The following is a 25,123-nucleotide window of genomic DNA, read 5'->3' on the forward strand; positions in this document are numbered from 1 at the left end:
GGCACACTGCGTCAGTGACTTCGACCCTCGACGCCCCTGACATACCAGGGCCGGAGGCGCTGCCCGCCCTCCGCCGCCGTACGAACGCGGTACTGATCGCCAGTCAGATACTGGGCGGGCTCGGGGTGCCGATCGGCATCGCCCTGGCCCCGATGCTGGCCACCGATGTGAGCGGGACGGAGGCACTGTCCGGCCTCGCCCCGACCGCTTCCGTGGCGGGTACGGCCCTGCTCTCGCTGCCGCTCGCCGCGCTGATGAACTCGCGCGGACGGCGTGCCGGGCTCGTCCTCGCGTATGTGATCGGCGCGCTGGGCGCGGGGCTCGTCGTGCTCGCCTCGGTCGTCGAGAGCTTCGCCCTGCTGCTGCTCGGCATGGCGGCCTTCGGGGCGGGCTCGCTGGCCACGCTGCAGGCGCGGTTCGCCGCGGCCGACCTCGCCGAGCCCGACCGGCGCGGCCGGGCCATCTCGCACGTCATCTGGGCCACCACGATCGGCTCCGTGCTCGGACCGAACATCTCCGCGCCCGCGAGCCGGATCTTCACCGGCACCTCCATTCCCGAGGAGGCCGGCCCGTTCCTCTTCGCCGCCGGGATCTTCGCGGTCGCCGCGCTGGTGGTGGCGGTGCTGCTGCGGCCAGACCCGCTGCTCACCTCCCGCGCGCTGGCCCCGCAGGACAGCGGGACCGCTCAGAGCCGCTCGCTGAAGGCCGGTGTCGCCGCGGTGGCCGCCTCGCCGATGGCCCGCCTCGCGCTGGTGACGGTGGCCGCGTCGCACACGGTGATGGTCTCGATCATGGTGATGACCCCGGTCGACCTGGGGCACCACGGTGCGAGCCTGCAGCTGGTCGGCCTGGTCATCAGCGGCCACATCGCGGGCATGTACGCGTTCTCACCGGTGATGGGCTGGCTCGCCGACCGGTTCGGCCGCCTCTCCGTGATCGGCCTGGCGGTGGGGCTGCTGTGCTGCGCCGCGCTGCTCGCCGGCACGGCGGGACCCAGCCACGGCCAGACCGCCGCCGGGCTCTTCCTGCTGGGCCTCGGCTGGTCCGCCGGCCTGGTCTCCGGCTCGGCGCTGCTCACCGACTCGGTGCCGCAGCCCGCCCGGGCCGCCGTGCAGGGCCTTTCGGACCTGACGATGAACGCGGCGGCGGGCATCGGCGGCGCGGTCGCGGGCCTGATCGTCGCGCGGGCGAGCTACGGCTGGCTCAACCTCGTCGGGGTCTGCGTCCTGCTGCCGATGGCCGCGCTCGCCGTGCGCAGGGCGCTCAAAAAGCCTGACTCCAAGGCCTGACTCTCCGCTCTCGGGGCGCTCAGATCTCAGGGAGGGCGATCAGGTCTCAGGGCGGTCAGGGCGGTCAGGGCAGCGTGATGTGGTACGCCTTGCGCAGCGTCTCGTGCACCGTCCACGTCGTGCGGTCGCCCTCGCGCAGCACGGCCGCGTCGCCGGGGCCGATCTCCAGCGTGTCGCCGCCCTCGACCTCGACGGTGGCGCGGCCGCTGACGACCACGAACAGCTCATTGGCCTCGGTGTCGGTGACCACGCCCGGCGTGATCTGCCAGATGCCGCGCAGCTGCTTGCCGTCGGCGGACTCCCACAGCACCTTGCCCGTCACCACCGGGTCGCCGGAGACGATCTGCTCCGGGTCCAGCGGCTCGGCCTCCAGCTCGACATCCGGAATGTGCACGGCGAAAGACGCGACAGCTTGATCATTCGTGGTCATGGCCGGTCACCCTAGCCGGGGGTCGTACGGAGCCCGCGCGGACCCCCGCCGAGGTCAGCCTCAGGCGCGCCGGAAGGGTTTGGCGGGGTGCGCCGCCCGCCAGGGATGAGGGGAGACCCGACAGGCAGGAGGCAGGCCCGTGCTGGTGGTGTCCGACGAGGTACGGACGGCTGTCGCGCAGCGGCGCCCCGTGGTGGCCCTGGAGTCCACGATCATCGCGCACGGCCTGCCGCGGCCGCGCAACCTCCAGGTGGCGAAGGAGCTCGAAGCGGTCGTACGTGATGAGGGCGCTGTCCCCGCGACGATCGCGGTCCTGGACGGGCGCCCCCTTGTGGGCCTGGACATGGGTCAGTTGGAGCGGGTCGCCAACGAGGAGGGCATCCGCAAGCTGGGCCACCGCGATCTGCCGCTCGCCGTCGCGGCGGGCATCAGCGGGGCGACCACGGTGTCGGCGACGGCGCTGCTGGCCGCGCGCGCCGGGGTACGGGTGTTCGCCACGGGCGGGCTCGGCGGCGTACATCGGGAGTGGACGCAGACGCAGGACGAGTCGGCCGATCTGGGGCTGCTCGCCCGCACCAGGATCACGGTGGTGTGCGCGGGCGTGAAGTCGATCCTGGACGTGGCGGCGACGTTGGAGCGCCTGGAGACGCTGGGGGTCGCGGTCGCGGGGTACCGGACGGACCGTTTCCCCGGCTTCTACCTCGCCGACTCCGGTCACGGCGTGGACTGGACGCTGCGTACGCCCGGGGAGGTCGCCGGGGTGATGCGGGCGCAGGACGCGCTCGGCGGGCCCGACGCGGCGCTGATCGTGGCGAATCCGGTGCCGGAGGCGGAGCAGCTCGATCCCGCGCTCCACGCGCGCGTGCTGGACGAAGCGCTCCGGGCGTGCGAGGAGCGGGGCGTCACGGGGCAGGCGATCACGCCGTTCCTGCTCGACGAGCTGATGCGGCGCACCGCAGGGGCTTCTTTGGAGGCCAACCTCGCGGCGGTGCGCGGCAACGTACGGCTCGCGGGGCGGGTCGCGGCCGCGTGGGCCGGGCAGTGACGGTGCGGCCGGCTCCGCGCCCGGCCGGGGGGCTGCTCGTCGTCGGGGACGTCGTCACGGACATCGTCGCGCGGCACCGTACGCCGCTCGCGCCGGGCACCGACACGGCCGCGGCCATCCGCGCCGTGCCGGGAGGCGCCGGGGCCAACGTGGCGTGCTGGGCCGCGTATTGGGGGTGCCCCGACGTACGCCTCCTGGGGCGGGTCGGCGCCGACTCCGCGGCGTGGCACGAGGCGGCGCTCACGCGCGCGGGGGTGCGGCCGCGGCTCGTCGTCGACCCCGAGGTGCCGACCGGGACGGTGATCTGTCTGGTGGACGGGGGTGCGGGGGCCGAGCGGACGTTCCTCACGGACAGCGGGGCCTCGCTGCGGCTCTCTTCCGCCGACTGGTCGCCCGCGCTGCTCGACGGTGTGGCCTGGCTGCATCTGTCCGGCTACCTCTTCTTCGCCGCGCCGAGCCGGGCGGCGGCCGGCGCCGCGATGGCTGCGGCACGCGCGCGTGGTGTGCCGGTGAGTGTCGATCCGGCGTCGGAGGGGTTCCTCAAGGAGGTGGGTGTGGAGCGGTTTCTCGCGGCGGTGGAGGGAGTGGCGGTGCTGTTGCCCAGCAGGGGGGAGGCGGAGTTGCTCGCGGGGGTGTCCGGGGCGGAGGCCGCCTCGGTGGAGCTGAGCCGCCGCTTCTCCGTGGTGGCGGTCACCTCGGGGGTGAGCGGGGCGGTGGTGGCTCGGGGTGGTGAGGTGCTGGGGCGGGTTTCCGCGGTGCGGGCGGGGGTGCGGGACACCACGGGGGCGGGTGACGCGTTCACCGGTGCGTTTCTTGCCTCGCGGCTGGCGGGGGCGGGGCTCTTGGGGGCGGCGAAGGAGGGGTGTCGGGCGGGGGGTGTGGCTGTGGGGCGGGTGGGGGGTCGGCCGCCGGGCGGGGTGCGGGGGTGTGGTTCTGGGTAGGGGCGGGGCGGGGCGGGGCGGAGGGTGGCGGCCTGCTTTGGGCTGCGGGTTGTGGGGGCGGCTGATCGCGCCGTTCCCCGCGGGCCCTCCGGGGGGCCTGGTCCCGTGTTTGAAGTGCCGGTCGTCTTGGGCTCGTCGCGCAGTTCCCCGCGTGCGCCCTGCCGGGGGGCTGGCCCCGTCTTCACAGTGACGGTCCTCTTGGGCTGGTCGCGCCGTTCCCCGCGCCCCTGCCGAGGGGGCTGGCCCCGTCTTCACAGGACGGTCGCCTTGGGCTGAGCGCGCCGTTCCCCGCGCCCCTGCCGGGGGGCTGGCCCCGTCTTCACAGTGACGGTCGCCTTGGGCTGAGCGCGCCGTTCCCCGCGCCCCTGCCGAGGGGGCTGGCCCCGTCTTCACAGTGACGGTCCTCTTGGGCTGAGCGCGCCGTTCCCCGCGCCCCTGCCGGGGGGCTGGCCCCGTCTTCACAGTGCCGGTTCTCTTGGGCTGAGCGCGACGTTCCCCGCGCCCCTGCCGGGGGTGCGGGGAACGGTTCTTGTGGAGGGTTACTGCTTTCTTCCCCAGGTCGAGATCAGGGGGGAGGTCGCCACGTCCATGGAGGGTGTGGCGATGTTCGACAGGTGGTTGTCGAGGTCGTCGGGGGTGGTGAGGCCCGCTGCGATCAGATCCTGGCGGAGTTGTTGGAGGGTCGTGGTCTCCAGGGCCGCGCAGGCGGGTGAGGCCAGGGGAAAGTACGCGTCGGACTCCACGTGGCGCAGGCCCGCCTCGCGCAGCAGGCGGGGCAGGCGGCGGCCGTACGCGAGGTCGGCGCCGCGTTCCGCGAGCAGCGTGCGCACGGCGCGGCGGAGCCGGTTGGCCAACTCCTGCGCCGGACCGTACTCGTCGGGGCAGGCCAGCGGCTGGAGCGCGGGGTCGGCCTCCTCGATCAGGAGCCTGCCGCCGGGCCGCAGCGCCCTGAGCATCGACTTCAAGGCCCCCTCCTGGTCCGCGACGTCGGCCAGGACGAGCCGCGCGTGCACGAGGTCGAACCCCTCGATGGGCGGCGGGTCGGCGGCGACGTCGTGCGTGCGCACTTCGAGGGGCGAGCGCGCGGCCCGCGTCTGCCAGGACGTGTCGATGTCCGTCGCCAGGACCCTGCCGGTGGGGCCGACCCGCTTGGCGAGCCAGGAGATCACGGAGGTGCCGCCCGCCCCCACCTCCCAGCAGCGCCAGCCGGGGCCGATGCCGAGGCGCTCGATGTGTCCGAAGGTCGTGGGGTCGAAGAGGGCGGCATAGGCGGCGAAGCGCTGCTTGTCCTGGGCCTGCCGGGCGTCGGAGAGCTGACGGGGGTCGGGGAGCTGCCGAGGGTCGAGAAGGTGGCCGTCGATTCGCGTCATGCCAGGATCATCCCAGTTGTCCCGCTTGCTCCCGGGAGGCAGAACCGGTCATTTCGGAGCGGAATGCTCCGTTCCCACAGGCCTCAGCGGAGTTCGCGACCGTCCTGGCAGACTGACACGTCACGTCATCAGCGCGAGGAGCCCCACATGTCGATGGCAGGCAACCTGCGAAAAGTCGGAGGCCTGGGCAAGGTCGGAGGCCTGGGCAAGGTCGGAGGCCTGGGCAAGGTCGGAAGCCTGCGGAAGGTCGGAAGCCTGCGGAAAGTGGCCCGCCTGGGCCGCCGCGGCGCCCGCGTCGACCTGAGCCACCCGGCCCGCTCCCCGCTGGGCTCGTCGGTGGTGAACTGCGTGACGTACCGCGAGGGGGTGCGCCAGCCCCCCGGCCGCGACCTGGTGGAGGCGGTGGAGCGCATCCGCAAGACGGACGACGGCTTCGTCTGGCTGGGTCTGCACGAACCGACGGAGCAGGAGTTCGCCGGCATCGCCGACCTCTTCGACCTGCACCCGCTCGCCGTGGAGGACGCGGTGCACGCGCATCAGCGCCCGAAGGTGGAGCGGTACGACCACACGCTGTTCGCCGTGTTCAAGACCGTCTGCTACGTGGAGCACACGGAACTGACCTCGACCAGTGAGGTGGTGGACACCGGCGAGATCATGGCCTTCGTGGGCCGGGACTTCGTCATCACGGTCCGCCACGGCCGGCACGGCTCGCTCGGCCCGCTGCGCGAGGAGCTGGAGGCGTCGCCCGAGCAGCTGGCCCAAGGACCGGCCGCCGTACTGCACGCGCTCGCCGACCATGTCGTGGACGACTACCTCGCGGCGACGGACGCTGTGCAGTCGGACATAGACCAGGTAGAGACGGCCGTCTTCGCGCCGGACGGCGAGCGGCTCGACCCCGGCCGCATCTACCAGCTCAAGCGTGAACTGCTGGAGCTGAAGCGGGCGGTGGTGCCGCTGGGCCGCCCGCTCCAGGTGCTCGCCACCCAGCCGATGCGGGTCATCGCCCCGGAGATACAGGCGTACTTCCGGGACGTCGACGACCACTTGAAGCGGGTCACCGAGCAGATCGCCGCCTTCGACGAGCTGCTGAACTCGATTCTCCAGGCGCACCTCGCACAGGTGACGGTCGCGCAGAACGAGGACATGCGGAAGATCACCGCCTGGGCGGCGGTCATCGCGGTGCCGACGATGGTCTGCGGTATGTACGGCATGAACTTCGATCACATGCCCGAACTGCACTGGCGGTTCGGGTACCCGCTGATCATGAGCTTCGTCGCGGCGGTCTGTTTCACGCTGTACCGCGGGTTCAGGAGGAGCGGCTGGCTGTGATACCGGGGCGGGGCTACCCCTGGGCGTACACGCTCTCGACCCAGCCCGCGAGCTGGTCGTCGGAGAGGTGCTTGGCCAGGTCGGCCTCGCTGATCATGCCGACGAGCCGTTTGTTCTCGATCACCGGCAGGCGGCGGATCTGGTGGCCCTGCATCTCCCGCAGGACCTCGTCGACATCGGCGCCCGAGTCGATCCAGCGCGGCGTGCCCTTCGCCAGGTCGCCCGCGGTGACCTGTGACGGATCGTGCCCCATGGCCACACAGCCGACCACGATGTCGCGGTCGGTGAGGATGCCGCAGAGCCGTTCGCTCTCGTCGCCGATGGGCAGCGCGCCCACGTCGAGCTCGCGCATCAACTGGGCGGCGCGGTCCAGGGTCTCGTGCCTGGGGATCCACTGGGCCCCCGGGTGCATGATGTCTCCGGCGGTGGTCATCGGTACCTCCCGTTGCCGGGCAGTGTCCGGAGCGGCGCGAGCGCGCCGCTGGTCCCGGCGCCCCCATTCTCCTGGCGCCCCCGACGAGCCGCATCCGGAGCCGGGCGTCGTGAGCACCGAGCGTCGAGCACGGGGCACGGAGCACCGGGCACGGAGCACGGAGCACCGAGTGCCTCAGGGCGCGAACGTGATGACCTTGCGCGGGGTGACGCGGACGATGACGCGAATCTCGTCGTCCTTCTCCGCCGGCGGGTCGATGCCCAGGTACTTGTGCGAGAGCTCGTACGGCAGCCGCTTGCCCTCGTCCGGCAGGATCTCGGCGGTGCCCCGGATCTCGGCCGAGGAGTACGGGTTCGTGAGGTCGTAGACCGAGAGGCTGATCCGTGGGTCGCGTTCGAGGTTGCGGACCTTCTGGCGTCCCGCGGTGGCGGAGAAGAGGATGGCGTCGCCGTCCCGTTGGATCCACACCACCGAGTTCTGCGGGGCGCCGCCGGGGCCCAGGGTGGCGACGCTGGCGAAGTTCTTGCCGTCGAGGAGGGTGCGGACGGATTCGCCGAGGACGACGGGGCTCGCGTTCGTGTTCGCGTTCGTATCGTTCGAAGTCATGGTCGCAGCCTATCTATATGCACGTGCATATAGATAGGGCTTTCGCGGAAGTAATCGGAACCCGCCCCGGAGTCAGCCGCTCCACGCCGGCCGGCGCGGATCGTCCGCCCGTACCACCACGTCGGCCACGGCCGCGGGGTCCGTCTCCGTCTCGTACCGCTCGAAGGCCGGAAGTGTCCATCGCTCCCCCTCCGGCGTACGTCGCCGCAAGGCGCCCGGTGAGAGGCGTACGTGCACCGTCAGGTCGAACGGGAACCAGTGGCCGAGCAGCAGCGGTCCGTGCAGCAGGAGCACGCCGCCGGGCGGGAGTCGGACGTAGGAGCTGCGGGTGGCGCGGTCGGCCGCCGGGTCCCAGAGGTCGGGCAGGACGCGGCCCGTGCCGTCCGGGTCCAGCGGCCCGAGGACCTCGCGCCACAGCGCGCCGGTGTCGAACCACCCGCTGTAGTACGCCTCCACGTCCTGACGCCCGTACTCCAGCCGCAGCGAGGCGGGCCGCAGGAAGCCCTCCGTGGCGACCACGAGCGGGGTCCGCCCACGCAGGCGCAGCGCGTCGCCCACCCGCCGCGCCAGTTCGCCGGTGCCGCTCGCGGGCGCCCCGTCCACGGCGACGCGCGGCCAGGGGCTCCCGTCGTCCGTCTTCAGGTCGAGCAGGCGGTCGGCGAGGGTGTCGGCCAGGCGTTCCCAGGTGATCGGTTCGAGTCGCACAGGTTCATGATGCCGTCACCCCTCCCTACCGGATCGGCAATTGACTTGTGGGGATGCGGACCGCCGTGCAGGATCACTCGCGGCCCGTCCATCCGACGTAACGGCCTTATCCACCGCGGGAGTTGCCATGATCGACGGACCGTACTTCGTCCTCACCGTGCTGGGCGCGCTCGCCTGCGGGCTCACCGCCGGCGCCTTCGCCGCGTTCTCGGCCTTCGTGATGAAGGGCCTGGCAGCCCTGCCCCCGGCGCAGGGCATCGCCGCGATGAAGTCGATGAACGTCACCGCGGTCGGCCCCGCGTTCATGGCCGTGTTCCTGGGCGCGACGGGGCTCTGCGCGGTGCTCGCCGTCGTGACGTTCGTCCTCTGGCCGGAGGAGGGCACCTTCGAACTGCTGCTCGGCTGTGCGCTGCATCTCTTCGGCTCGTTCGGCGTGACCGTCGCCGCCAACGTTCCCCGCAACGACGCCCTCGCCAAGGTCGACGCGGACAGCGAGGCGGGCGCGGCGTACTGGCGTACGTACGTACGTGAATGGAGCGCCTGGAACCACGTGCGCGGCGTGGCCTCGCTCGCCGCGTCGGCGTGTTTCATCCTGGCCCTGACCTGATAACCCCGGCCGGTCTCAGGGCTTGCGCCCCACCGCCCCGTACCCCGGCGTCGGCCCCTCCCCCGCGTCCGGCGCGCGCTCGCCCAGCTCCGGCTTCCACTGGTCGATGATCGCGACTCCGGGGTCCACCATCTCGTACCCCTCGAAGAAGCGGGTCACCTCGGCGCGCGTACGCAGCGCCAGCGTCATGCCGCGCGCCTTGTACAACTCCCCGGCCTGCTGCGCCGTGTCCGGTGTGAACTCGCCCGTGCCGTGCGACAGCATCAGATGGCTGCCGGAGGGCAGTGCCCGCATCAGGCGGTCCACCAGGTCGTACGCGCCGTCCTCGTCCGCGATGAAGTGCAGCAGCGCGACCAGCGACAGGGCGACCGGCCGGTCGAAGTCGAGGACGCGCGCGGCCTCTTCGAGGATCTTCTCGGGCTCGCGGAAGTCCGCCTGGATGTACTCGGTGACGCCCTGCGGCGTCGAGCGGAGCAGCGCCTCGGCGTGGGCGAGGACGATGGGGTCGTTGTCGCAGTAGACGACACGCGTCTCCGGGGCGATGCCCTGGGCGATCTGATGGAGGTTCGGTTCGGTCGGTATGCCCGTGCCGATGTCCAGGAACTGCCGTACGCCCTGGGTCGTGAGCCAGCGCGTGGCGCGCTGCATGAACGCGCGGTTGGCCCGCGCCATCGTCAGGACGCGCCCGTCCATGGCGACGAGCTGGCGGCCCATCTCCTCGTCCACCGGGTAGTTGTCCTTGCCGCCCAGGAACCAGTCGTACATCCGTGCGGGGTGCGGCTTGCTGGTGTCGATGTACGACGGGTCGGTCATGGCAGCTCCACGGGTAAGCGGCGGTCGGAGAGGGACGCGGTGGTCACGGCAGAGGGAGTGGTCATGACAGCAGGAAGTCCGCTTCGCCCGCCTTCGCCCCCTGGATGAACGCGTTGATCTCCCCGTGCGTGTAGATGAGCGCGGGGCCGTCGGGGTCGGCGGACTGGCGCACCGCGACCCTGCCGTCGGCCAGCTTCATGGCCTCCAGGCAGTTGCCGCCGTTGCCGCCGCTCCACGGCTTGTGCCAGCCGTCGTTGCCGAGGTCACGGGCGGGCATGCCGTTGTAGATCCGGGACTCGCCGCGTTCGGTGCGCGAGTCGTCGCGGGCTCCGGGTGAACGCGGACCGGCGGGGCGGCTTCCGGCTCGATGTCGGTCCATGTCACAGCTCCTTGCGGACGTCCCGGAGGATGTCCTTCGTGCGTTGTGCCGTGGCGGCCTGCGCCGCCATGCGGTCCATGACCTCCAGGTGGGTGGCCACCTCTTTGCGCGCGTCCAGGTAGACGGCGCCGGTCAGGTACTCGCTGTAGACCATGTCGGGCAGCTCCGCCATGGCGAAGCGGAAGAGCACGAACGGTCCGTACGTTCCGGGGTGCGGGCCCGCCGCGAACGGCGCGACCTGCAGCGTGATATGGGGCATCTCGGTGGCTTCGAGCAGCCGGTCGAGCTGCTCGCGCATCACCTCGGGGCCGCCCACGGGCCTGCGCAGCGCGGTCTCGTCCATCACGACCCACAGCCGGGGCGCGTCCTCGCGGGCGAGCAGCGCCTGGCGCTCCATGCGCAGCGCCACGTACCGCTCGATGTCCGCGGGGCGGGTCTGGCCGATGGCACCGGAGCGCATCACGCCGTGCGCGTACTCCCTGGTCTGGAGCAGGCCGGGCACGAAGTGCGGTTCGTAGGACCTGATGAGGCTGGCGGCGCCCTCCAGGCTGACGTACATGCTGAACCAGCCCGGCAGGATGTCGTGGAACCGCTGCCACCAGCCCGGCTTGTTGGCCTCCTCGGCGAGCGACACGAAGGCCTCGGCCTCGTCGTCGGCGACGCCGTAGGCCTTCAGGAGCAGCTGGAGATACGGGATCTTCAGCGCGACCTCGGCCGTCTCCATGCGGCGGACGGTGGCCGGGGCGACGCGCAGGATCTTCGCCGCCTCCTCGCGTTTCAGACCCGCGCTCTCGCGCAGATCCTGCAGGCGACGACCGAGGACGACCTGGCCTACCGTCGGCGCGGACCGCGGTTCGCTCACGTCTCCTACCTCCACCTGACTCCGCGTCGCCACTGACTCGCACCGCACCGCGAGCTGTTGCGAACAGTTGCGAGCAGTGTGCCATGCGCCGTCTCGGAGGAACACGCCACTGTGCACATTTCAGAGTGGGTCTTGCCAAGGTGTTCTGGGCGGGGCGATAGTGGAGAGCGTGACTCCGCCCGCGCCGTTAGGAACCGAAGCCGTCGGAGGCCGTCTCGGCGTTCTCGCCGAGACCCGGCCCGAAGACGCCGCCGAGGTCTGCGTCAGTTTCGCCCTCGCCCCGAGACCGGGATCCGTAGCGCAAGCCAGAAGGCTGATGCGCGCACGGCTCGGCGACTGGGCGGTGCGTGACGACGACGCCTGCGACGCGGCGGCACTCATCCTCTCCGAACTGGTCACCAATGCCGTGGTGCACACCGCGAGCCGGCGGATCATCTGCGTGCTCTGCGCGGATTCGGAGAAGCTGCGCATAGCCGTACGTGACGAAGGCTGCGGTTCAGGGATGCCGCGCCCGGTGCACAGGGGGGCCGACGATGAGCACGGGAGGGGATTGCTACTCGTCGACGCGGTGAGCAGTGCGTGGGGCGTCCACGACGCGGGGCCCGGGATCGGGCGAACGGTGTGGGCGGAGTTGCGGCGGACGCCGACGGAAGCGGTGTCGGCGTCCGCGTAGGCCGAAGAAGTTTCGCGTAGACCGAAAGACGTGACGGCACGACCGGTTGCGACGGCGCGGACCAGAACGATGGCGCCGACGTATACGGGGAACACGCGTGCGGAGAACAGGTACGGGTACGGGTGAGTCGAGCGTGGCAGTGACGCGGGCGGGGGGCATGTGAGCGCGGGTACGGTGTGGCCGTTGGATCTGAACACCTTGGTCCGGCTCTCCCGGCGACGACGGCGCGCCGGAGCCCCGCCACCACCGCCCACGCGGCTCGATCTGCCCGAGGGAATGACCCAGCCGCTCGGATGCGACGCGGTGGCGGTGCCCGCGGCGCTCGGGCCCCGGCTGATGTCCCGGCTGCCCCGCGTGGGCTGTGTGTACGAGGACGGGCCGCGCTGGTGGTGGATCGTGCCCGCCGACTCCGACGTCGCCATGGAGTGGCCCGCGCCGGTCGCCTACTCGGCGGGCGCGGTCGTCCGGGACGGCGGGCGACGGCGCCCCGTGCTGATCAATCGTCCGGAGGGTGACGTCCCCTACACGCCGCCGATTCCGCTGTATCTGGCGTTGTGCCGGGCGACGGGGACGACGCCCGGGTGGTCGCGCGTGCGGGGCGCTCCGCTGGGTTGAGCGGTCTCTCGGTCGGTTCCTTCCCTGCGGATCGCCCGTGGCTGGTCGCGCAGTTCCCCGCGCCCCTTACGGGGCCCGTTCGGGTGTCCGAAGGGTGTCGCTCACGCCGCCGCGCGGGTCTCCTCCGGCTCGCGCACGATCACCAGGAAGGCGTCCGAGGCGAGGTCCATCACGACCTCCGCGGGCCGGCCCTCTTGGCGGCGGGCCCGGGCGAACTCCTCCGCGGGCCACGACCCGCGGGGTCCGCCCGCCGGAAACCGCTCCAACACCACTCGTGCGTTCATCATGTTCCTGTCCCCCGTACCGTTCCGGTCCGTACGCGGTCCGAAGACCCTGTACTGAGGAGAACGCGCGCAACCCGTTCGAAGGCTCGCGATGTAACCGGACCGAGACGGAGTTGCGGCATTTCCCAGGGTTCTCCCCGGGAGCGGCCTCCTCCTGCGAGGCGCTGGGGAGTCTCAGTCCTCGTACTCGTCGTGGTACCGCACCCGCTCGCTGCCCGCCGGGGGGCCCAGCGCCGACGCCCGTCCCCTGGGCCGCTCCCACTCCTCCTGCCGGCCGAGCGCGGTCAGGTCGAGGAGGCTGGTGGTGGAGCCGATGCCGTCCAGGCCCCGGGCGAACGTCGCGTACGTGTGGTGGACGCGGTCGCCGGACCGCAGGAAGCAGTTGATCGCGGGCACGTCGTGCGGCTCCTCGGCGAAGGACGCCTGGAAGTCGTGGTTGAAGTCGCCGCCGTTCGTCGAGTACCAGGGCACGGTCCAGCCCATGCGGGCCTTGAAGGTGAGGAGCGCGGTGTACGGGGCGCGGGAGACGGCGACGAAGTTCGTACCGCGGGCCCGCAGATGCGCGAGGTGCCCGATCTGGTCGAGGAAGGCGGAGCAGCTGCGGCAGCCCGCGTCCCACTCGGGGGCGAACATGAAGTGGTAGACGATCAGCTGGTCCCGGCCGTCGAAGAGGTCGAGCAGCGTCGCCTTCCCGTCGGAGCCGTCGAAGTAGTACTCCTTGTCGACCTCCACCATCGGCAGCCCGCGCCGCGCGGCGTTGAGCGCGTCGCGCGCGCGGGTGACGGCCTTCTCCTTGGCCAGCAACTCCTCACGCGCGACGAGCCACTCCTCGCGTGTGACGATGTCCGGAAGTCCCATGGCGTGTCTCCTCCACCCTTCGGGCGTGTACCTCTGTGAAGGGTGGACCGGCGGGGTGTGCGGAACTCATCGCTCGCGGACGCGAAAAGCCGAAAAAAGTTGAGAACACCCCTGCCCCGCAGGTCAGATGCCGGGGCAGGACGCGGCCCGCGATCACCCCTCGTACTCCTGGACGCGTCCGCCACGGCTCCGGTCGACCAGTTCGGGCAAAAGTTCCCCCAACTCCCGTACGGTTTCCCGCACATCGATGGTGAGCAGTTCGCGGTCGCGCAGCAGGACCCTGCCGTCCACGATGGTGGTGCGCACGTCACCGGAGCGCGCGCTGTGTACGAGGGTCGCGGCGAGGTCGTGCACGGGCTGTGTGTGCGGCCCCGTCAGGTCCACGAGGATGATGTCGGCCCGCCGCCCCTCGGCGAGGCTGCCGATCTCCCGGCCGAGTCCGACGGCCCGCGCACTCTGCAGCGTGGCGTGGTCCAGGGCCTGGCGGGCGGTGAGCCAGGTCGGGTCGTTCTCCGCGTGCTTCTGGACGAGGGCGGTGAGCGTCATCGACTCCCATACGTCGAGGGTGTTGTTGGACGCGGCGCCGTCCGTGGCGAGGCCGACGGGGATGCCGGCCTCGCGCAGCGCCCGCACGGGCGTGGTGTCCCAGCCGAACTTCAGATAGCCGCGGGGCGCCGAGGCGACGGCGACGCGTCCGGCGGCACGTTCGGCGGCGCGGCGCAGTACGGGGAGGTCGCGGGCGGTGTCGAGGCCGGTGGCGTGGGCGATGAGGAGATCCACGTCGAGGAGCCCGGCGCGCTCCAGGACCTCGATGGGCGTGCGGCCGTGGCGGGCCAGGCTGTTCTCGGTCTGCTCGCGGTTCTCGGCGGCGTGGATGTGTACCAGCAGATCGTGTTCGCGGGCGAGTTCGGCGGTGGCGGCGAGATCGGTGTCGTCGACGGTGTAGGGGGCGTGCGGGGCCAGGCAGGTGGTGAAGCGCCCGTCGGCGGTGCCGTGCCGGCGCAGCGCGAAGTCGAGGGAGGCGGCTCGCCCTTCGGGCCCCTGGGAGCTGAAGTAGGCCTGGCCGAGGACGGCGCGCAGACCGCTCTCCTCGGTGACGTCGGCCACGGTGTCCATGGCGAAGTAGTGGTCGGCGAAGGTGGTGACGCCGCCGCGGATCATCTCGGCGCAGGCGAGCCGCGCGCCGAGCTCGACCGTGCGTTCGGTCAGATTGGACTCGATGGGCCAGATCCAGTCGTTGAACCACGCGTGGGCGGGCAGATCCTCGGCGAGGCCGCGCAGGGCCACCATCGGCGTGTGCGTGTGGCAGTTGATGAGGCCGGGGAGGGCGACCGTGCCTCGGCCGTCGATTTCCCTGGGGTGGTCGGTGGGGCCCGCGGCAGCCGGGGCGTCCATAAGGGCCGTGGCCTCCGTGGGGGTGATGGAGGCGATGACTCCGTCACGTACGAGGATCGTGGCGTCCTCGATGAAGACGATCTCACCGTACGGGTCGTGGGTCAGGGCGGTGCAGCCGGTGATGCGGAGATCGGCGGGGCCCGGCGCGGGAGGCGGGGAGGGCGGCGGTGTGGGGGGCGACGGTGTGGGGGGCGACGGTGTGGGGGGCGGCGGTGCGGGGGGCGGCGTCATTTCTTCACGGTAGTGCGAGTGCGTACGTCATGGCCTGGGTCAGCTCCGCAAGGAGAAGGCGGAGGGGCCGGAGCTCTTGGCGGGGCCAGTTCCGGGCTCAGCCTCGCGGAAGCACGGTCGACAGCACGCCAGGCAGCGGATACCAGTCCGACGACACGATGCTGGCATGCCGCCCCGCGAGCAGCGCGACCCGCTCCTTCGCCTGCGTCTCGGTCGGACGCGTCCCGTCGATGGCCGGGGCGACACTGTGGGCGTCGGTCATGACGACGAGATAGCGCCGGTCGGCGTACCACCGCGTGTCGATGCCCCCGCCCGCGTACGCGGAGGCGTCCCCGTCGAACAGCACGAACCACGGACGGATCGACGCGTCCGCGTACCGCCCGCGCGGATCACCCGCCTCCGCGCCCAGCACGGCGGGGAAGGCGGCGGCCTCACCGAGGCGGCCCGCCGCGGCGAGGTCGCGCAGATGCGTGGCGTACTCGCGGTCGGTCCACAGGGTGTCGGCGGGGTTGCCCTGCTCGACCGTGCCGGGTATCAACTCGACCACGAACTTCCCGGCCAGCTCGGAACGCCGGGGCCAGCCCTTGGCGCGTACGGCGTCGTCGAGGGTGGCGTGCCCGGCGGCCAACTGGCCCGGCCGGTACAGGGCGTCGCCCAGGGCAGTCGTCAGGAGCGCGTCGAGTTCGGCGGGTCCGCGCCCGCGTCTGCCCTGGAACCCGTCCTTCAGTTCGACCTTGACCAGGATCGGGCGGTGGCCCGGATGGGCGTCGTGCCAGCTGCGCATGTCCCTCAGGCACCCGGCCAGGTTCTGGTCGCGCGGCTTGGTGCGCAGCTCGCCGGGGTTCTGGGCGTTCTCGCAGTTGTTGTCGTTGCCGAGCGGGTTGCTGTGGGACACCCGCCATCCGCTGCCGAACACGTTGGTCCACACGTCGAGTTCCAGCATCCCGGCACCGGAGTCGAGGGCGTCGGCGAAGTAGGGGTACTTCGACTTCTCGTACGCGTTGTGCAGCCCGACGCCGGTCGTGGCCGAGTACGCGGAGCCCGGCGCGGGATCGTCGGCGGCGACCGCGGCGCCGCTCCCGCCCCCCAGGACACCCCACGCGAGGACCGCTCCCGCCACCAGCCCGACCACTCCCCTGCGCACCGCCACGCCCACCGCCCCCTCGCACCCACTCCGGCCAAGTCATGGGCAACGTAGGGGAGTCGAGTGACGTGAGGGAAGACGGCGTCTTACGGCTTTGGGATGCCGGGGTTGATCGTGACACGATGCCGCGCTGTGAGTGAGTACTGGGGGTACGAGGGTCGGCAGGGGTGAGAGCGACGGCTACGACCGTTATGGCTATGGCTACGGCTACGGCTACGGCTGCGGTTGACGCGCCGGAACGGGAATCCGTGCCGCCGGTGGCCGACGGCTGGGCCGACCTGCCCGGCGACACGGCCCTGAGCATCCGCGTCCCCGAGGCGAACCCCCTGGTGAGTGCCGGCTTCCCGGCCCATGTGACGGTGCTCTACCCGTTCCTCAACAAGTCCCGCTTCTCCGCGTCGACCCACGCCGACCTGACGGACCTGTTCGCGGCGCACGCGCCCTTCACGCTCACGTTCACCGGGTTCCGCCGCTACCCGGGCGTCCTCTACCTCCCGCCGGACCCCGACGCCCCGGTCCGCGCCCTCACCACGTCCCTCACCGCCCGCTGGCCCGAGGCGGTCCCCTACCGGGGCATCTTCACCCCGCCCCTCGCACCCCACCTGACACTCGCGAACCACGAGGGCCCGGAGACGTACGAAGCCGCCTACGACGCCCTGGAGGCCCGGCTCGCCCCTCACCTGCCGCTCGTCAGCCAGATCAGCTCGGTGCACCTGATCGTGACGGACGGAGCGGGTGGCGGCTGGCGGGACCTCATGACGTACCGCCTGGGAGGGGCGGACGGACCCGCGCTCTGCGACGAGCGTGCCGAGCGGGCGTGAATCCGCCGGGCGGAATTCAGGACTTACCGCCGGAAGAGCGGCTGGTGGGGCGGGTGCGTCCGCTACGGTTTGCGGCCGATATAGGTCTACGAAGACGACGAGTCCCCAGCGCGTGACAGGGGTTGACGTCCGTACCCTCACCCTCACCTTCCACCGAAAGGGATCGTCCCGTGGCTCTCAGCCTCTCCCGCATCACCCGTACCCGACTCGCCGTAGCCGGCGCCGCGACCGCGGTCCTGGCGGTCGGCGCGCCGGCGGCGTACGCCTCGCTGGACGGCGAGTCGCGTCCGTCGTCCTCGGCGGCGTCCTCCGCGACGTCGTCCTCCGCGTCGACGGTCACCCGGGGCAAGCCTTTCGTCGAGACCCGGCTCTTCTTCGGCACGGAGCGCCCCGACGGCGGCCCCGCCGTCACCGACAAGCAGTTCATGGCCTTCATCGACAAGGAGGTCACGCCGGGCTTCCCCGAAGGGCTGACCATCCAGGACGGGCGCGGGCAGTGGCGCGACTCCAACGGCAGGATCGAGCGCGAACGTTCGTACGAGCTGATCCTGCTGTATCCGACGGGCGAGGCGCGCAAGCGGGACGTGCTGGTCGAGGAGATCCGCAGCGACTACGAGAAGGCGTTCGCGCAGGACTCGGTGGCGCGGCTGGACGAGCGGACCAGGGTGGATTTCTGAGTCTTCTGAGTATTCCGTGACTGACTCCTGAGTCGCCGCGTCACGTGCCGGGTCAGTGACCTGGGGCGGTCGGAGCCGTCGGGGTGACCGTGAAAGCCGACGTGGTCGGGGAGGCCGCACGCACGGCTGTCTCGATCAGCTCCGCCACCTCGTCGAGCGCGGCGACAAGGGTGCCGGCGTCAGGTCCGGCGCCCGCCGCCATCGAGGCCAGCGCACCGTCCACGCCCCGCACCCCGGCGCGCTCCAGGAGCCGCTTCTCATTGGTGACCCATTCGCCGCGCGCCGCGAGGACCGCGTGGGCGCCCTGCATCGCGGCCGTGGCGAGGGCGCCCGCGACCTCGGTGTACCTGCCGCGCGGGGCGTTGTTGTCGCGGGCGTAGCCGAGGGTCATGCGGGCGCGGTCGAGCCAGACGGGCGGAGCCGTGCGGCGCAAGGCGTCGGGATAGGCGGGCCGTGGCAGCTCGCCCCTCAGCACCTGGTTGACGGCGAGCTCGGCGACGACCAGGTAGCTGGGGATCCCGGCGAGGTGGAACATCAGCGGCTCCCAGTGGAACCGCCCCTGCTCGGCCTCCCTCAGCTCGTGCTCGACCACGTCGAGATCGCGGTAGTGCACGTCGACGCGGCGCCCGGCGACGGTGAGCCACGCCCCGCCGTTGAAGACCCCGCCGCCCCACTCGCCGAGCCCGGAGACCTCGCCCTCCCAGCCGAAGTCGCGCAGCGCGGCCGGTTCGAAGGAGGGCCCTCGGTAGTAGACGGCGGTGTCCCAGTCACTGTCGGCCGTGTGCGTGCCCTGCGCGCGGGAGCCGCCGAGGGTGACGGCCTCGACGCCGGGAAGCCCGGCGAGCCGGTCGGCGACATGGTCGAGAAAGGCTCGCTCCGTCATGGCGTGCACGTCCCGAGGCGCCTCAACGCTCTCGGTAACGCTCTCGGTGCTGACCAGTGATGAGCTTTCCCGCCTGGATGACGGTGCCGTGCTGCACACCACCGCTGATGGTGTTGTACGTGACGTCACCCCGAGGCTCTCCCCCGCCACCCTCAGAGGCCAACTCGGCCAGCAGTACCCGCAGTTCCGCGGCAGCGGCCGGATCGGCGGCGAGTCTGCGCCGGAGCCGCGAACGCCACTCCGCCTGCACATCGGCCGCCATGTCCGCGTCTTCGGTCTCCCGCGCGGCGACCAACTCGGCCCGCGCCTCGTCCAACTCCCCGGCGACAGCGTCGTCCGCGCCCCCGGGCTCCTCGCCCCGCGAGAAGAACCCGGCGACCCGGTCCCGGGCCTGCGCCCACCCGTCGGCCACCATCTGCTGCACGAGCGCCGCCGCCCCGGCGGCAGCCAACGCGGTCAACTCAGCGTCCACAAGGCCTCCCTCTCCGCGTCCGAGACCTTCACGGTAACGCGCCCCACCGACAATTCTCCGACTGCCGTGGAACAAGCCGTCCTTCCTCCGGCCTCTGGATGACGTACCGCTGCGGTCACCCCCCGAGCACCCCCGCCACCGCCCCCACCACGTCCTCGTCCGCCTCCCCCTCCGGCCACCAGTCCTCCGCGCCCGGCTCGCTTCGGTACGGGTACCAGCGGGCGTCGTGGCCGTAGCGGATCTGGAGGGAGGCTTCGAGGTTCGTGAGGGTGTTGCGGTGGATCGTCATGCGGGGGAGGTCTGCCGCCGCGAGGGCGCCTCGGGCGCGGTCGAAGGGGCCGGCCGGGGGGTCCCAGAGGGATTCCAGGACCGCCAGGCCCTCCTCGCCGCCCTGGCGCCAGGCCGCTGCCGCCCGTGAGAGGTCGGCGGGGGTGCTGCCCACCGAGCGGGCCAGGTCGGCGAATTGGCGGCTGAAGGTGCGGCGGCCCGTGAGGCCGGGGTGGGAGGCCGCCAGGCGGACCGCGTCGTGCCGGGGGGACGTGGCCGTGAAGGGGTCCGTGCCCGTGGTGAGGAAGGCGTGGGCCCTGGTCGCCGCGTCCGTGATCAGGAACTCCAGGGATGTCGGATCCGGGGCGCCGGGGAGCGAGGGCAGCACCGGGGGCTCACCGGGGCGGGCCGGGGGCGCCTGTGGGGGCGGGAGTGCGGGGCGGTACTCCGTGGCCAGGGCGGACCTGGCCAGGATGCCGGGCAGGGTCGGTACGGACGAGGAAGGTGGGGGTGGGGCGGCCGCCTGCTGTTCCGCCGCCGACTTGTGCGCGTTGCGGCGGGACAGCTCGTCCAGCAGGTCCTGCTCCTCGCCGCCGCGCAGCAGCAGGAGGACGAAGGGGTCGGCGTCCAGGAGGCGGGCCGTCTGGTAGGCCAGTGCGGCCGCGTGCTTGCAGGGGTGGCCCCGGTCCGGGCAGGTGCAGGAAGGTGCCATCTCGCGTGTGCCTGGCAGGAGTTGGACGTCCGCCCGGTTCGCCGCCTCGGCCAGGGCATGCGGCATGTCCTTGTCGAGCAGGGCCGCGATGTGCGCGGGGTCCGTGGCCACCGCGTCCAGGAAGCGGTCCCAGTGTTCGGGGAGCATCGTCCGCAGGCGGATCTCCGCGCGGTAGGGGCGGGGGCGGCTGCCGTGGACGTACGCGACGATGCGGCCCGGTGCGACGGTGATCGTGTCGACCGCGCCTTCGCGGGCGTACGCGCGGCCGCGCGCCAGGCGTGCCGGGTCCAGGGCGCTCTCCTCCAGCGCGTCGATCCACGCGTTCCCCCACCAGGACGTGGCGAAGGGCGCCTGGGGGTCGGCATGCGCCGGCAGGGCGGGGAAGACACGGCCGCTGCCCATGCGGCTGGTCTCGCTCATGCCGCTGGCCCAGCCCAGGCCGCCACGACCGGATCCGGCCCTCGGCTTCACGTCGTCCTCCTCAGCGACACCAGGTCCGCCAAATCCGCGTCGGACAGCTCGGTGAGCGCCGATTCGCCGCCCTCGCCGAGCACCGCGTCCGCCAACGCCTGTTTCGCCGCGAGGAGTTCCGCGATGCGGTCCTCGACCGTGCCCTCCGTGACCAGGCGGTGGACCTGCACCGGCTGGGTCTGGCCGATGCGGTACGCGCGGTCGGTGGCCTGCTCCTCGACGGCCGGGTTCCACCAGCGGTCGTAGTGGACGACGTGGCCCGCCCGGGTCAGGTTCAGGCCCGTGCCCGCCGCCTTCAGGGAGAGGAGGAAGACGGGGATCTCGCCCGACTGGAACCGGTCCACCATCTCCTCGCGCCGCGCGACCGGCGTGCCGCCGTGCAGGAGCTGGGTCCCGATGCCCCTGGACGACAGGTGTGTCTCCAGGAGGCGGGCCATCTCCACGTACTGCGTGAAGATCAGGACAGCGCCCGCGCTCTCCGACTCCGTGAGGATCGTGTCGAGGAGTTCGTCGAGCAGCTCCAGCTTGCCCGAGCGGGGGCGGCCCGACCGGGTGGTGAGCGCGCCGTCCTTCAGATACTGCGCCGGGTGGTTGCAGATCTGCTTCAGCGCCATCAGCAGCTTCATCACCAGGCCGCGGCGGGCGATGCCGTCCGAGGCCTCGATGCGGGCCAGCGTCTCGCGCACCACCGCTTCGTAGAGCGAGGTCTGTTCGCGGGTGAGGGTGACCGGGTGGTCGGTCTCGGTTTTCGGGGGCAGCTCCGGGGCGATTCCCGGGTCCGACTTCTTGCGTCGGAGGAGGAAGGGGCGTACGAGACGGGACAGGCGGGCCAGCGCCTCGTCGTTCTCGGCGGTCTCGCCGCCCTCCACCAGGCGCGCGTGCCGGGCGCGGAATGCCTTCAGGGGGCCGAGAAGCCCGGGAGTCGTCCAGTCGAGCAGGGCCCAGAGCTCGGAGAGGTTGTTCTCCACGGGGGTGCCGGTGAGTGCGACGCGGGCCGGGGAGGGGATCGTGCGCAGCGCCTTCGCCGTCGCCGCGTGCGGGTTCTTGACGTGCTGCGCCTCGTCCGCGACCACCAGCCCCCAGGGCGTGGCGGCCAGTTCGGGAGCGCTCGTACGCATCGTGGCGTACGTGGTGAGGACGAAACCGCCGGTCAGCCCGGCGAGCGTGCGGGCCGGGCCGTGGAAGCGGCGCACCGGTACGCCCGGCGCGAACCGCTCGATCTCCCGCTGCCAGTTGCCGAGCAGCGAGGCCGGACAGACCACGAGCGTCGGCGCGGGGTGGGCGCGGTGGAGGTGGAGGGCGATCAGCGTGATCGTCTTGCCGAGGCCCATGTCGTCGGCGAGGCAGCCGCCGAGGCCGAGCGAGGTCATGCGGTCCAGCCAGGCCAGGCCTCGGAGCTGGTAGTCGCGCAGGGTGGCGTGCAGGCCGGGCGGCTGGTCGACCGTGTCGAGGTCGTCCGTCACACGCTCGCGCAGTCTCGCCAGCGCGCCGATGGGCACGGCGGGGACCTGCTCGCCGTCGACGTCCGCCGTGCCGGTGAGCGCGACCGACAGGGCGTCCACCGGGTCGAGCAGGCCGAGGTCGCGCTTGCGTGCCTTGCGTACGAGTTCGGGGTCGACCAGGACCCATTGGTCGCGGAGGCGGACCACCGGGCGGTGCGCCTCCGCGAGCAGGTCGAGCTCCGCCTCTGTCAGTGGGTCGTCCGGCTGGTCGCCGAGCGCCAGCTGCCAGCGGAACTGGAGGAGTTCCTCCGTCTTGAAGAAGTCGAAGTTGTCGGCGGCGGTGCCGGGTGCGGGGCGGACGACGGCCGTCGCGGTGAGGCCGCGCGTCAGCTCCCGCGGCCAGTGGACGGCCACGCCTGCCGCGCCGAGCCGGCCTGCCGTCACGCCAAGCAGGTCGTACAACTCGTCCTCGCTCAGCGGCAGCACGTCGGGGCGCGGCCGCTCCAGGAGCCTGGCGAGCGGCGGCCATACGCGGGCGGCACGGCGCAGCGCGAGCAGCGTGTCGACCCTGGCCCGCGGGCCGAAGTGGTCGGCGGCGCCGCCCGCCCAGAGTTCGGGGACGTCGGTCACGAGCGAGGGGTCGGCGAGGCTGTGCACCTGCACGATGGCGGCTGCGGGGCTGGAGACGGCTGCGTGGGGGATGCGTTCTTGGGCGGCGGTCGCGGCGCGGGCCTTGGTGCCGGTCGCGGCGCGGGCCTCGGTGCCGGTCGCTGTGCTGGCCTCGGTGCCGGTCGCGGCGCGCGCCTTGATGCCGGTCGCGGCGACGGCCTTGGTGCCGGTCGCTGTGCTGGCCTTGGTGCCGTTCGCGGCGCGCGCCTTGATGCTGTCTGCGGCGGCGGCCTCGGTGCCGGTCGCGGCGCGCGCCTTGATGCCGTTCGCGGTGCTGGCCTCGGTACTGGCCGCGGCGCCGACCTCGATACCGGCCGCGGCACTGGCCTCCGTACCGGTACCGGCCTCGGTATCGGCCGCGGAACCGGCCGCGCCGTCGGAACCGGAGCCGGAGCCGGAGCCCGGCCTCTCCCCCGCGTCGAACACCTCGTGCGCCCGCAGGTCGAGCCGCAGGGACACCCGTACTCCGGCGTCCATCCCGGCCGCGACCTCCGCCGCCCACTCCCGCGCGCCCGGCAGCCGCTGCGGCTCGCGGGCCGCGAAGGGGGCGCCGACCGCGTGCGCGGCCGCGGGGGTGCGCGGCAGGGCGTCCACCACCGCGTCCACGAATGCTCTGACCAGGGCGAGCGGCTCCGGCAGCAGCAGTGATCCGCTCCCCGGCAGGGGTACGGCGTGCGCCTCGGCGGGCAGTGCGGCGGCGATGGCGCGCAGCTGTGCGACATCGGCCTCGTCGAGCGGTCCCGCGCGCCACGCGTCCAGGTCCCCCGCGGTGAGGCCGGGCAGCAGCCTGCCCCGCGCGGCGAGGTGCAGCGCATGCCGGGCGGCCGCGGCCCAACAGGCGGCGGCCGGGTGCGGGTGCCCGTGCGCGGTGCGCAACAGGAGCGGCACGGCGTCGACCACCGGTAGGAACAGCGCGGGCACGGTACGAGGGCGGGCGCCCTTGCCGTGCTTACGGGCGACAACGAGGTCACCCCGCATGGCACCCGTACCGGCCTCGCGGGCCGAGCCCGGCCCGCCCGCGCCGGACTCCCGGACCAGGTCCGGTCCGCCCCGCACACCACCGGTACCTGACTCCTCGCCCCAGCCGTGCTCGCCGTCCTGCCCGCCGCCCTCGCCGGACTCCCGGACCAGAGCCCGCTCGCCCCGCCGGTCACCCCTACCGGACTCCGGTACCGGACCCGGCCCACCCCGCCCGGCGCCCTCACCCGCTGCTCCCCCAGCGGCAGCAAGGCCCTCGCTCCCCGCGTCCTCAAGCGCCGCCACCCCCGGCAGCTCTCCCCCGTCCGGCCGCCAGAATGCGATCCGGCCCTCCCTCGGCACCTCCGCCGGCAGGAAGACGGCCGCGCAGGAACGTACGAGAAGGGCATGGTCAGCCGACTTCACCGCCTCCTCCTCCGCCGCCTCCGACGTCATCGCCGCCACCTCGCTCAGCCCCTGCTCACGCCACCTGTCCCCCACGTTCGCCACCCTAGGCGAGACCACTGACAACCCCCGGCCGGGCAGCCCGACGACCTCTCGCCCGGGCCGTCCCCTCAGCTGCGGCTCCCGACAACCGTGCCCCGCCATAACCCGCGTGAACACTGGAAGGAAAGTTTCCTAACAATAATTCAGCCCACGTTCTTGACGCGCACATGCCGTGTCGCCAGGATTCCCCGAGACGGCCCGGCACCCCCACGCCAACCGAGGAGACGGACATGTCGCCCACCCCCCGCGCCATGAACTCCCGTACGCCCAAATCCCCCGCGCGCAAGGTCCGCTGGGGCATCCCCATCGCCGCAGGCGCCTCGCTCGCCCTGATCGGCGGCGTCCTGCTCTGGTCCCCGGCCGAGAAGGCCGACGCCTCCCCCAACGCCGAGTCCATCGCCGAGTCCAACGCCGAGTCCAGCGCCGGCTTCACCGCGGTCGCCGCCGGTGACATCGCCGAGCAGTGCACCGCGAGCAGCAGCAGCTGCAAGCACCCCAAGACCGCAGCCCTGGTCAAGCAGATCAACCCGTCCTTCGTGATGACCATGGGCGACAACCAGTACGACGACGCCCGCCTGAAGGACTTCAAGAACTACTACGACAAGACCTGGGGCGCCTTCAAGAGCAAGACCCGCCCCGTCCCCGGCAACCACGAGACCTACGACCCGGCCGGTCCGCTCAAGGGCTACAAGTCCTACTTCGGGTCCATCGCCTACCCCGACGGCAAGAGCTACTACAGCTTCGACCAGGGCAACTGGCACTTCATCGCCCTCGACTCCAACAGCCTCGACGACGACGGGCAGATCGACTGGCTGAAGGCCGACCTCGCCGCCAACTCCAAGAAGTGCGTCGCCGCGTACTGGCACCACCCGCTCTTCTCGTCCGGCGGGCACGGCAACGACCCCGTCAGCCGACCCGTCTGGAAGCTCCTCCACGACAACAAGGCGGAGCTGGTCCTCAACGGCCACGACCACCACTACGAGCGGTTCGCCCCGCAGGACCCGGACGGCAAGGCGGACTCGAACGGCATCGTCGAGCTCCTCGGCGGCATGGGCGGCGCCAACCCGTACGACATCGAGGAGGTGCAGCCCAACAGCCAGAAGCGGATCACCAAGACCTTCGGCGTCATCAAGCTGAACTTCACCGACACCGGGTTCTCCTGGAACCTCGTCGCCACGGACGGCTCCATGAAGGACACCAGCCCGTCGTACACCTGCCGCTGAGACGAACGAACGC

26 protein-coding genes are annotated in these 25,123 nt (G+C 72.2%); 10 read left to right on the plus strand and 16 right to left on the minus strand.

Annotated elements, in window-relative coordinates; translation table 11 throughout:
* The first annotated feature begins 14 nt into the window (after positions 1-14).
* Positions 15-1,289 carry an MFS transporter gene (locus ACWDVB_RS22650; RefSeq protein ID WP_451516850.1) on the plus strand — a complete coding sequence of 425 codons (1,275 nt, stop codon included), beginning with the start codon at positions 15-17 and terminating at the stop codon, positions 1,287-1,289.
* 64 nt (positions 1,290-1,353) lie between these two features.
* Here the strand turns inward: ACWDVB_RS22650 and ACWDVB_RS22655 are convergent, their stop codons facing one another.
* Positions 1,354-1,719: a cupin domain-containing protein gene (locus ACWDVB_RS22655; RefSeq protein WP_451516849.1), complete on the minus strand. Its 366-nt coding sequence runs from the start codon at positions 1,717-1,719 to the stop codon at positions 1,354-1,356.
* A gap of 139 nt (positions 1,720-1,858) precedes the next feature.
* Here ACWDVB_RS22655 and ACWDVB_RS22660 point away from each other — a divergent pair, with 139 nt between their 5' ends.
* Together ACWDVB_RS22660 and ACWDVB_RS22665 are read left to right on the plus strand one after the other, a co-directional pair.
* The gene (locus ACWDVB_RS22660) at positions 1,859-2,764 is read left to right on the plus strand and encodes a pseudouridine-5'-phosphate glycosidase (protein ID WP_451516848.1); all 906 of its coding nucleotides are present in this window, start codon (positions 1,859-1,861) and stop codon (positions 2,762-2,764) included.
* A complete protein-coding gene (locus tag ACWDVB_RS22665) occupies positions 2,761-3,705 on the plus strand; it encodes a carbohydrate kinase family protein (protein ID WP_451516847.1) in 945 nt (314 codons plus the stop codon). The genes ACWDVB_RS22660 and ACWDVB_RS22665 overlap by 4 nt, the downstream gene beginning before the upstream one ends.
* A 539-nt stretch (positions 3,706-4,244) precedes the next feature.
* Here the strand turns inward: ACWDVB_RS22665 and ACWDVB_RS22670 are convergent.
* Entirely contained in the window at positions 4,245-5,075 is an 831-nt protein-coding gene (locus tag ACWDVB_RS22670; RefSeq protein WP_451516846.1) for a methyltransferase domain-containing protein, read from the minus strand.
* 147 nt (positions 5,076-5,222) lie between these two features.
* On the opposite strand from ACWDVB_RS22670, the gene ACWDVB_RS22675 reads away from it, so the two are divergent.
* A complete protein-coding gene (locus ACWDVB_RS22675) occupies positions 5,223-6,404 on the plus strand; it encodes a magnesium and cobalt transport protein CorA (protein WP_451516845.1) in 1,182 nt (393 codons plus the stop codon).
* Between the two features lie 13 nt (positions 6,405-6,417).
* Here the strand turns inward: ACWDVB_RS22675 and ACWDVB_RS22680 are convergent, their stop codons facing one another.
* The 3 genes from ACWDVB_RS22680 to ACWDVB_RS22690 form a co-directional block, all read right to left on the minus strand.
* Positions 6,418-6,837, minus strand: coding sequence for a CBS domain-containing protein (locus ACWDVB_RS22680; RefSeq protein WP_451516844.1), 420 nt, complete (start codon positions 6,835-6,837; stop codon positions 6,418-6,420).
* Between the two features lie 174 nt (positions 6,838-7,011).
* Complete coding sequence (locus ACWDVB_RS22685) at positions 7,012-7,443, minus strand: PPOX class F420-dependent oxidoreductase (protein WP_451516843.1); 432 nt, start codon at positions 7,441-7,443, stop codon at positions 7,012-7,014.
* 72 nt (positions 7,444-7,515) lie between these two features.
* Positions 7,516-8,148 (minus strand): uridine kinase, encoded by a 633-nt coding sequence (locus ACWDVB_RS22690; protein ID WP_451516842.1) that lies wholly within the window; start codon positions 8,146-8,148, stop codon positions 7,516-7,518.
* A gap of 127 nt (positions 8,149-8,275) precedes the next feature.
* Here ACWDVB_RS22690 and ACWDVB_RS22695 point away from each other — a divergent pair, with 127 nt between their 5' ends.
* A complete protein-coding gene (locus ACWDVB_RS22695; RefSeq protein WP_451516841.1) occupies positions 8,276-8,755 on the plus strand; it encodes an anthrone oxygenase family protein in 480 nt (159 codons plus the stop codon).
* 15 nt (positions 8,756-8,770) lie between these two features.
* Here ACWDVB_RS22695 and ACWDVB_RS22700 read toward each other — a convergent pair whose 3' ends face one another.
* From ACWDVB_RS22700 to ACWDVB_RS22710, 3 genes are all read right to left on the minus strand, one after another.
* The gene (locus ACWDVB_RS22700) at positions 8,771-9,568 is read right to left on the minus strand and encodes an SAM-dependent methyltransferase (RefSeq protein ID WP_451516840.1); all 798 of its coding nucleotides are present in this window, start codon (positions 9,566-9,568) and stop codon (positions 8,771-8,773) included.
* A 61-nt stretch (positions 9,569-9,629) separates the two neighbouring features.
* Positions 9,630-9,845: a DUF397 domain-containing protein gene (locus ACWDVB_RS22705; protein WP_423598578.1), complete on the minus strand. Its 216-nt coding sequence runs from the start codon at positions 9,843-9,845 to the stop codon at positions 9,630-9,632.
* A gap of 103 nt (positions 9,846-9,948) precedes the next feature.
* On the minus strand, positions 9,949-10,809 hold the full coding sequence (locus ACWDVB_RS22710) for a helix-turn-helix domain-containing protein (protein ID WP_451516839.1): 861 nt from the start codon (positions 10,807-10,809) through the stop codon (positions 9,949-9,951).
* Positions 10,810-10,978: 169 nt separating this feature from the next.
* On the opposite strand from ACWDVB_RS22710, the gene ACWDVB_RS22715 reads away from it, so the two are divergent.
* Together ACWDVB_RS22715 and ACWDVB_RS22720 are read left to right on the plus strand one after the other, a co-directional pair.
* Positions 10,979-11,482 (plus strand): ATP-binding protein, encoded by a 504-nt coding sequence (locus ACWDVB_RS22715; RefSeq protein WP_451611987.1) that lies wholly within the window; start codon positions 10,979-10,981, stop codon positions 11,480-11,482.
* Positions 11,483-11,665: 183 nt separating this feature from the next.
* Positions 11,666-12,097 (plus strand): hypothetical protein, encoded by a 432-nt coding sequence (locus ACWDVB_RS22720; protein ID WP_451516837.1) that lies wholly within the window; start codon positions 11,666-11,668, stop codon positions 12,095-12,097.
* 101 nt (positions 12,098-12,198) lie between these two features.
* On the opposite strand, the gene ACWDVB_RS22725 is transcribed toward ACWDVB_RS22720, so the two are convergent.
* From ACWDVB_RS22725 to ACWDVB_RS22740, 4 genes are all read right to left on the minus strand, one after another.
* Positions 12,199-12,381, minus strand: a complete 183-nt coding sequence (locus ACWDVB_RS22725; protein WP_451516918.1) for a hypothetical protein — start codon at positions 12,379-12,381, stop codon at positions 12,199-12,201.
* A gap of 174 nt (positions 12,382-12,555) precedes the next feature.
* On the minus strand, positions 12,556-13,239 hold the full coding sequence (locus ACWDVB_RS22730; protein ID WP_451516836.1) for a DUF899 domain-containing protein: 684 nt from the start codon (positions 13,237-13,239) through the stop codon (positions 12,556-12,558).
* Between the two features lie 153 nt (positions 13,240-13,392).
* Positions 13,393-14,865, minus strand: a complete 1,473-nt coding sequence (locus ACWDVB_RS22735) for an amidohydrolase (protein ID WP_451516835.1) — start codon at positions 14,863-14,865, stop codon at positions 13,393-13,395.
* Between the two features lie 97 nt (positions 14,866-14,962).
* Positions 14,963-16,015: a phosphatidylinositol-specific phospholipase C domain-containing protein gene (locus ACWDVB_RS22740; protein ID WP_451516834.1), complete on the minus strand. Its 1,053-nt coding sequence runs from the start codon at positions 16,013-16,015 to the stop codon at positions 14,963-14,965.
* 191 nt (positions 16,016-16,206) lie between these two features.
* Between ACWDVB_RS22740 and ACWDVB_RS22745 the strand changes: the two genes are divergently transcribed.
* On the plus strand, positions 16,207-16,830 hold the full coding sequence (locus tag ACWDVB_RS22745) for a 2'-5' RNA ligase family protein (protein WP_451516833.1): 624 nt from the start codon (positions 16,207-16,209) through the stop codon (positions 16,828-16,830).
* A 170-nt stretch (positions 16,831-17,000) separates the two neighbouring features.
* Positions 17,001-17,507 carry a DUF3574 domain-containing protein gene (locus ACWDVB_RS22750; RefSeq protein ID WP_451516832.1) on the plus strand — a complete coding sequence of 169 codons (507 nt, stop codon included), beginning with the start codon at positions 17,001-17,003 and terminating at the stop codon, positions 17,505-17,507.
* 52 nt (positions 17,508-17,559) lie between these two features.
* On the opposite strand, the gene ACWDVB_RS22755 is transcribed toward ACWDVB_RS22750, so the two are convergent.
* From ACWDVB_RS22755 to ACWDVB_RS22770, 4 genes are all read right to left on the minus strand, one after another.
* Positions 17,560-18,390, minus strand: coding sequence for a nucleotidyltransferase domain-containing protein (locus tag ACWDVB_RS22755; RefSeq protein ID WP_451516831.1), 831 nt, complete (start codon positions 18,388-18,390; stop codon positions 17,560-17,562).
* Between the two features lie 22 nt (positions 18,391-18,412).
* Positions 18,413-18,862 carry a hypothetical protein gene (locus ACWDVB_RS22760; protein WP_451516830.1) on the minus strand — a complete coding sequence of 150 codons (450 nt, stop codon included), beginning with the start codon at positions 18,860-18,862 and terminating at the stop codon, positions 18,413-18,415.
* 115 nt (positions 18,863-18,977) lie between these two features.
* Positions 18,978-20,312, minus strand: coding sequence for an SWIM zinc finger family protein (locus ACWDVB_RS22765; protein WP_451516829.1), 1,335 nt, complete (start codon positions 20,310-20,312; stop codon positions 18,978-18,980).
* Positions 20,309-23,881, minus strand: coding sequence for an SNF2-related protein (locus tag ACWDVB_RS22770; protein ID WP_451611988.1), 3,573 nt, complete (start codon positions 23,879-23,881; stop codon positions 20,309-20,311). The genes ACWDVB_RS22765 and ACWDVB_RS22770 overlap by 4 nt, the downstream gene beginning before the upstream one ends.
* 236 nt (positions 23,882-24,117) lie before the next feature.
* Between ACWDVB_RS22770 and ACWDVB_RS22775 the strand changes: the two genes are divergently transcribed.
* Positions 24,118-25,110: a metallophosphoesterase family protein gene (locus ACWDVB_RS22775; protein ID WP_451516828.1), complete on the plus strand. Its 993-nt coding sequence runs from the start codon at positions 24,118-24,120 to the stop codon at positions 25,108-25,110.
* Positions 25,111-25,123 lie beyond the last annotated feature (13 nt).

It is taken from the genome of Streptomyces sp. NPDC003379, assembly GCF_053589195.1.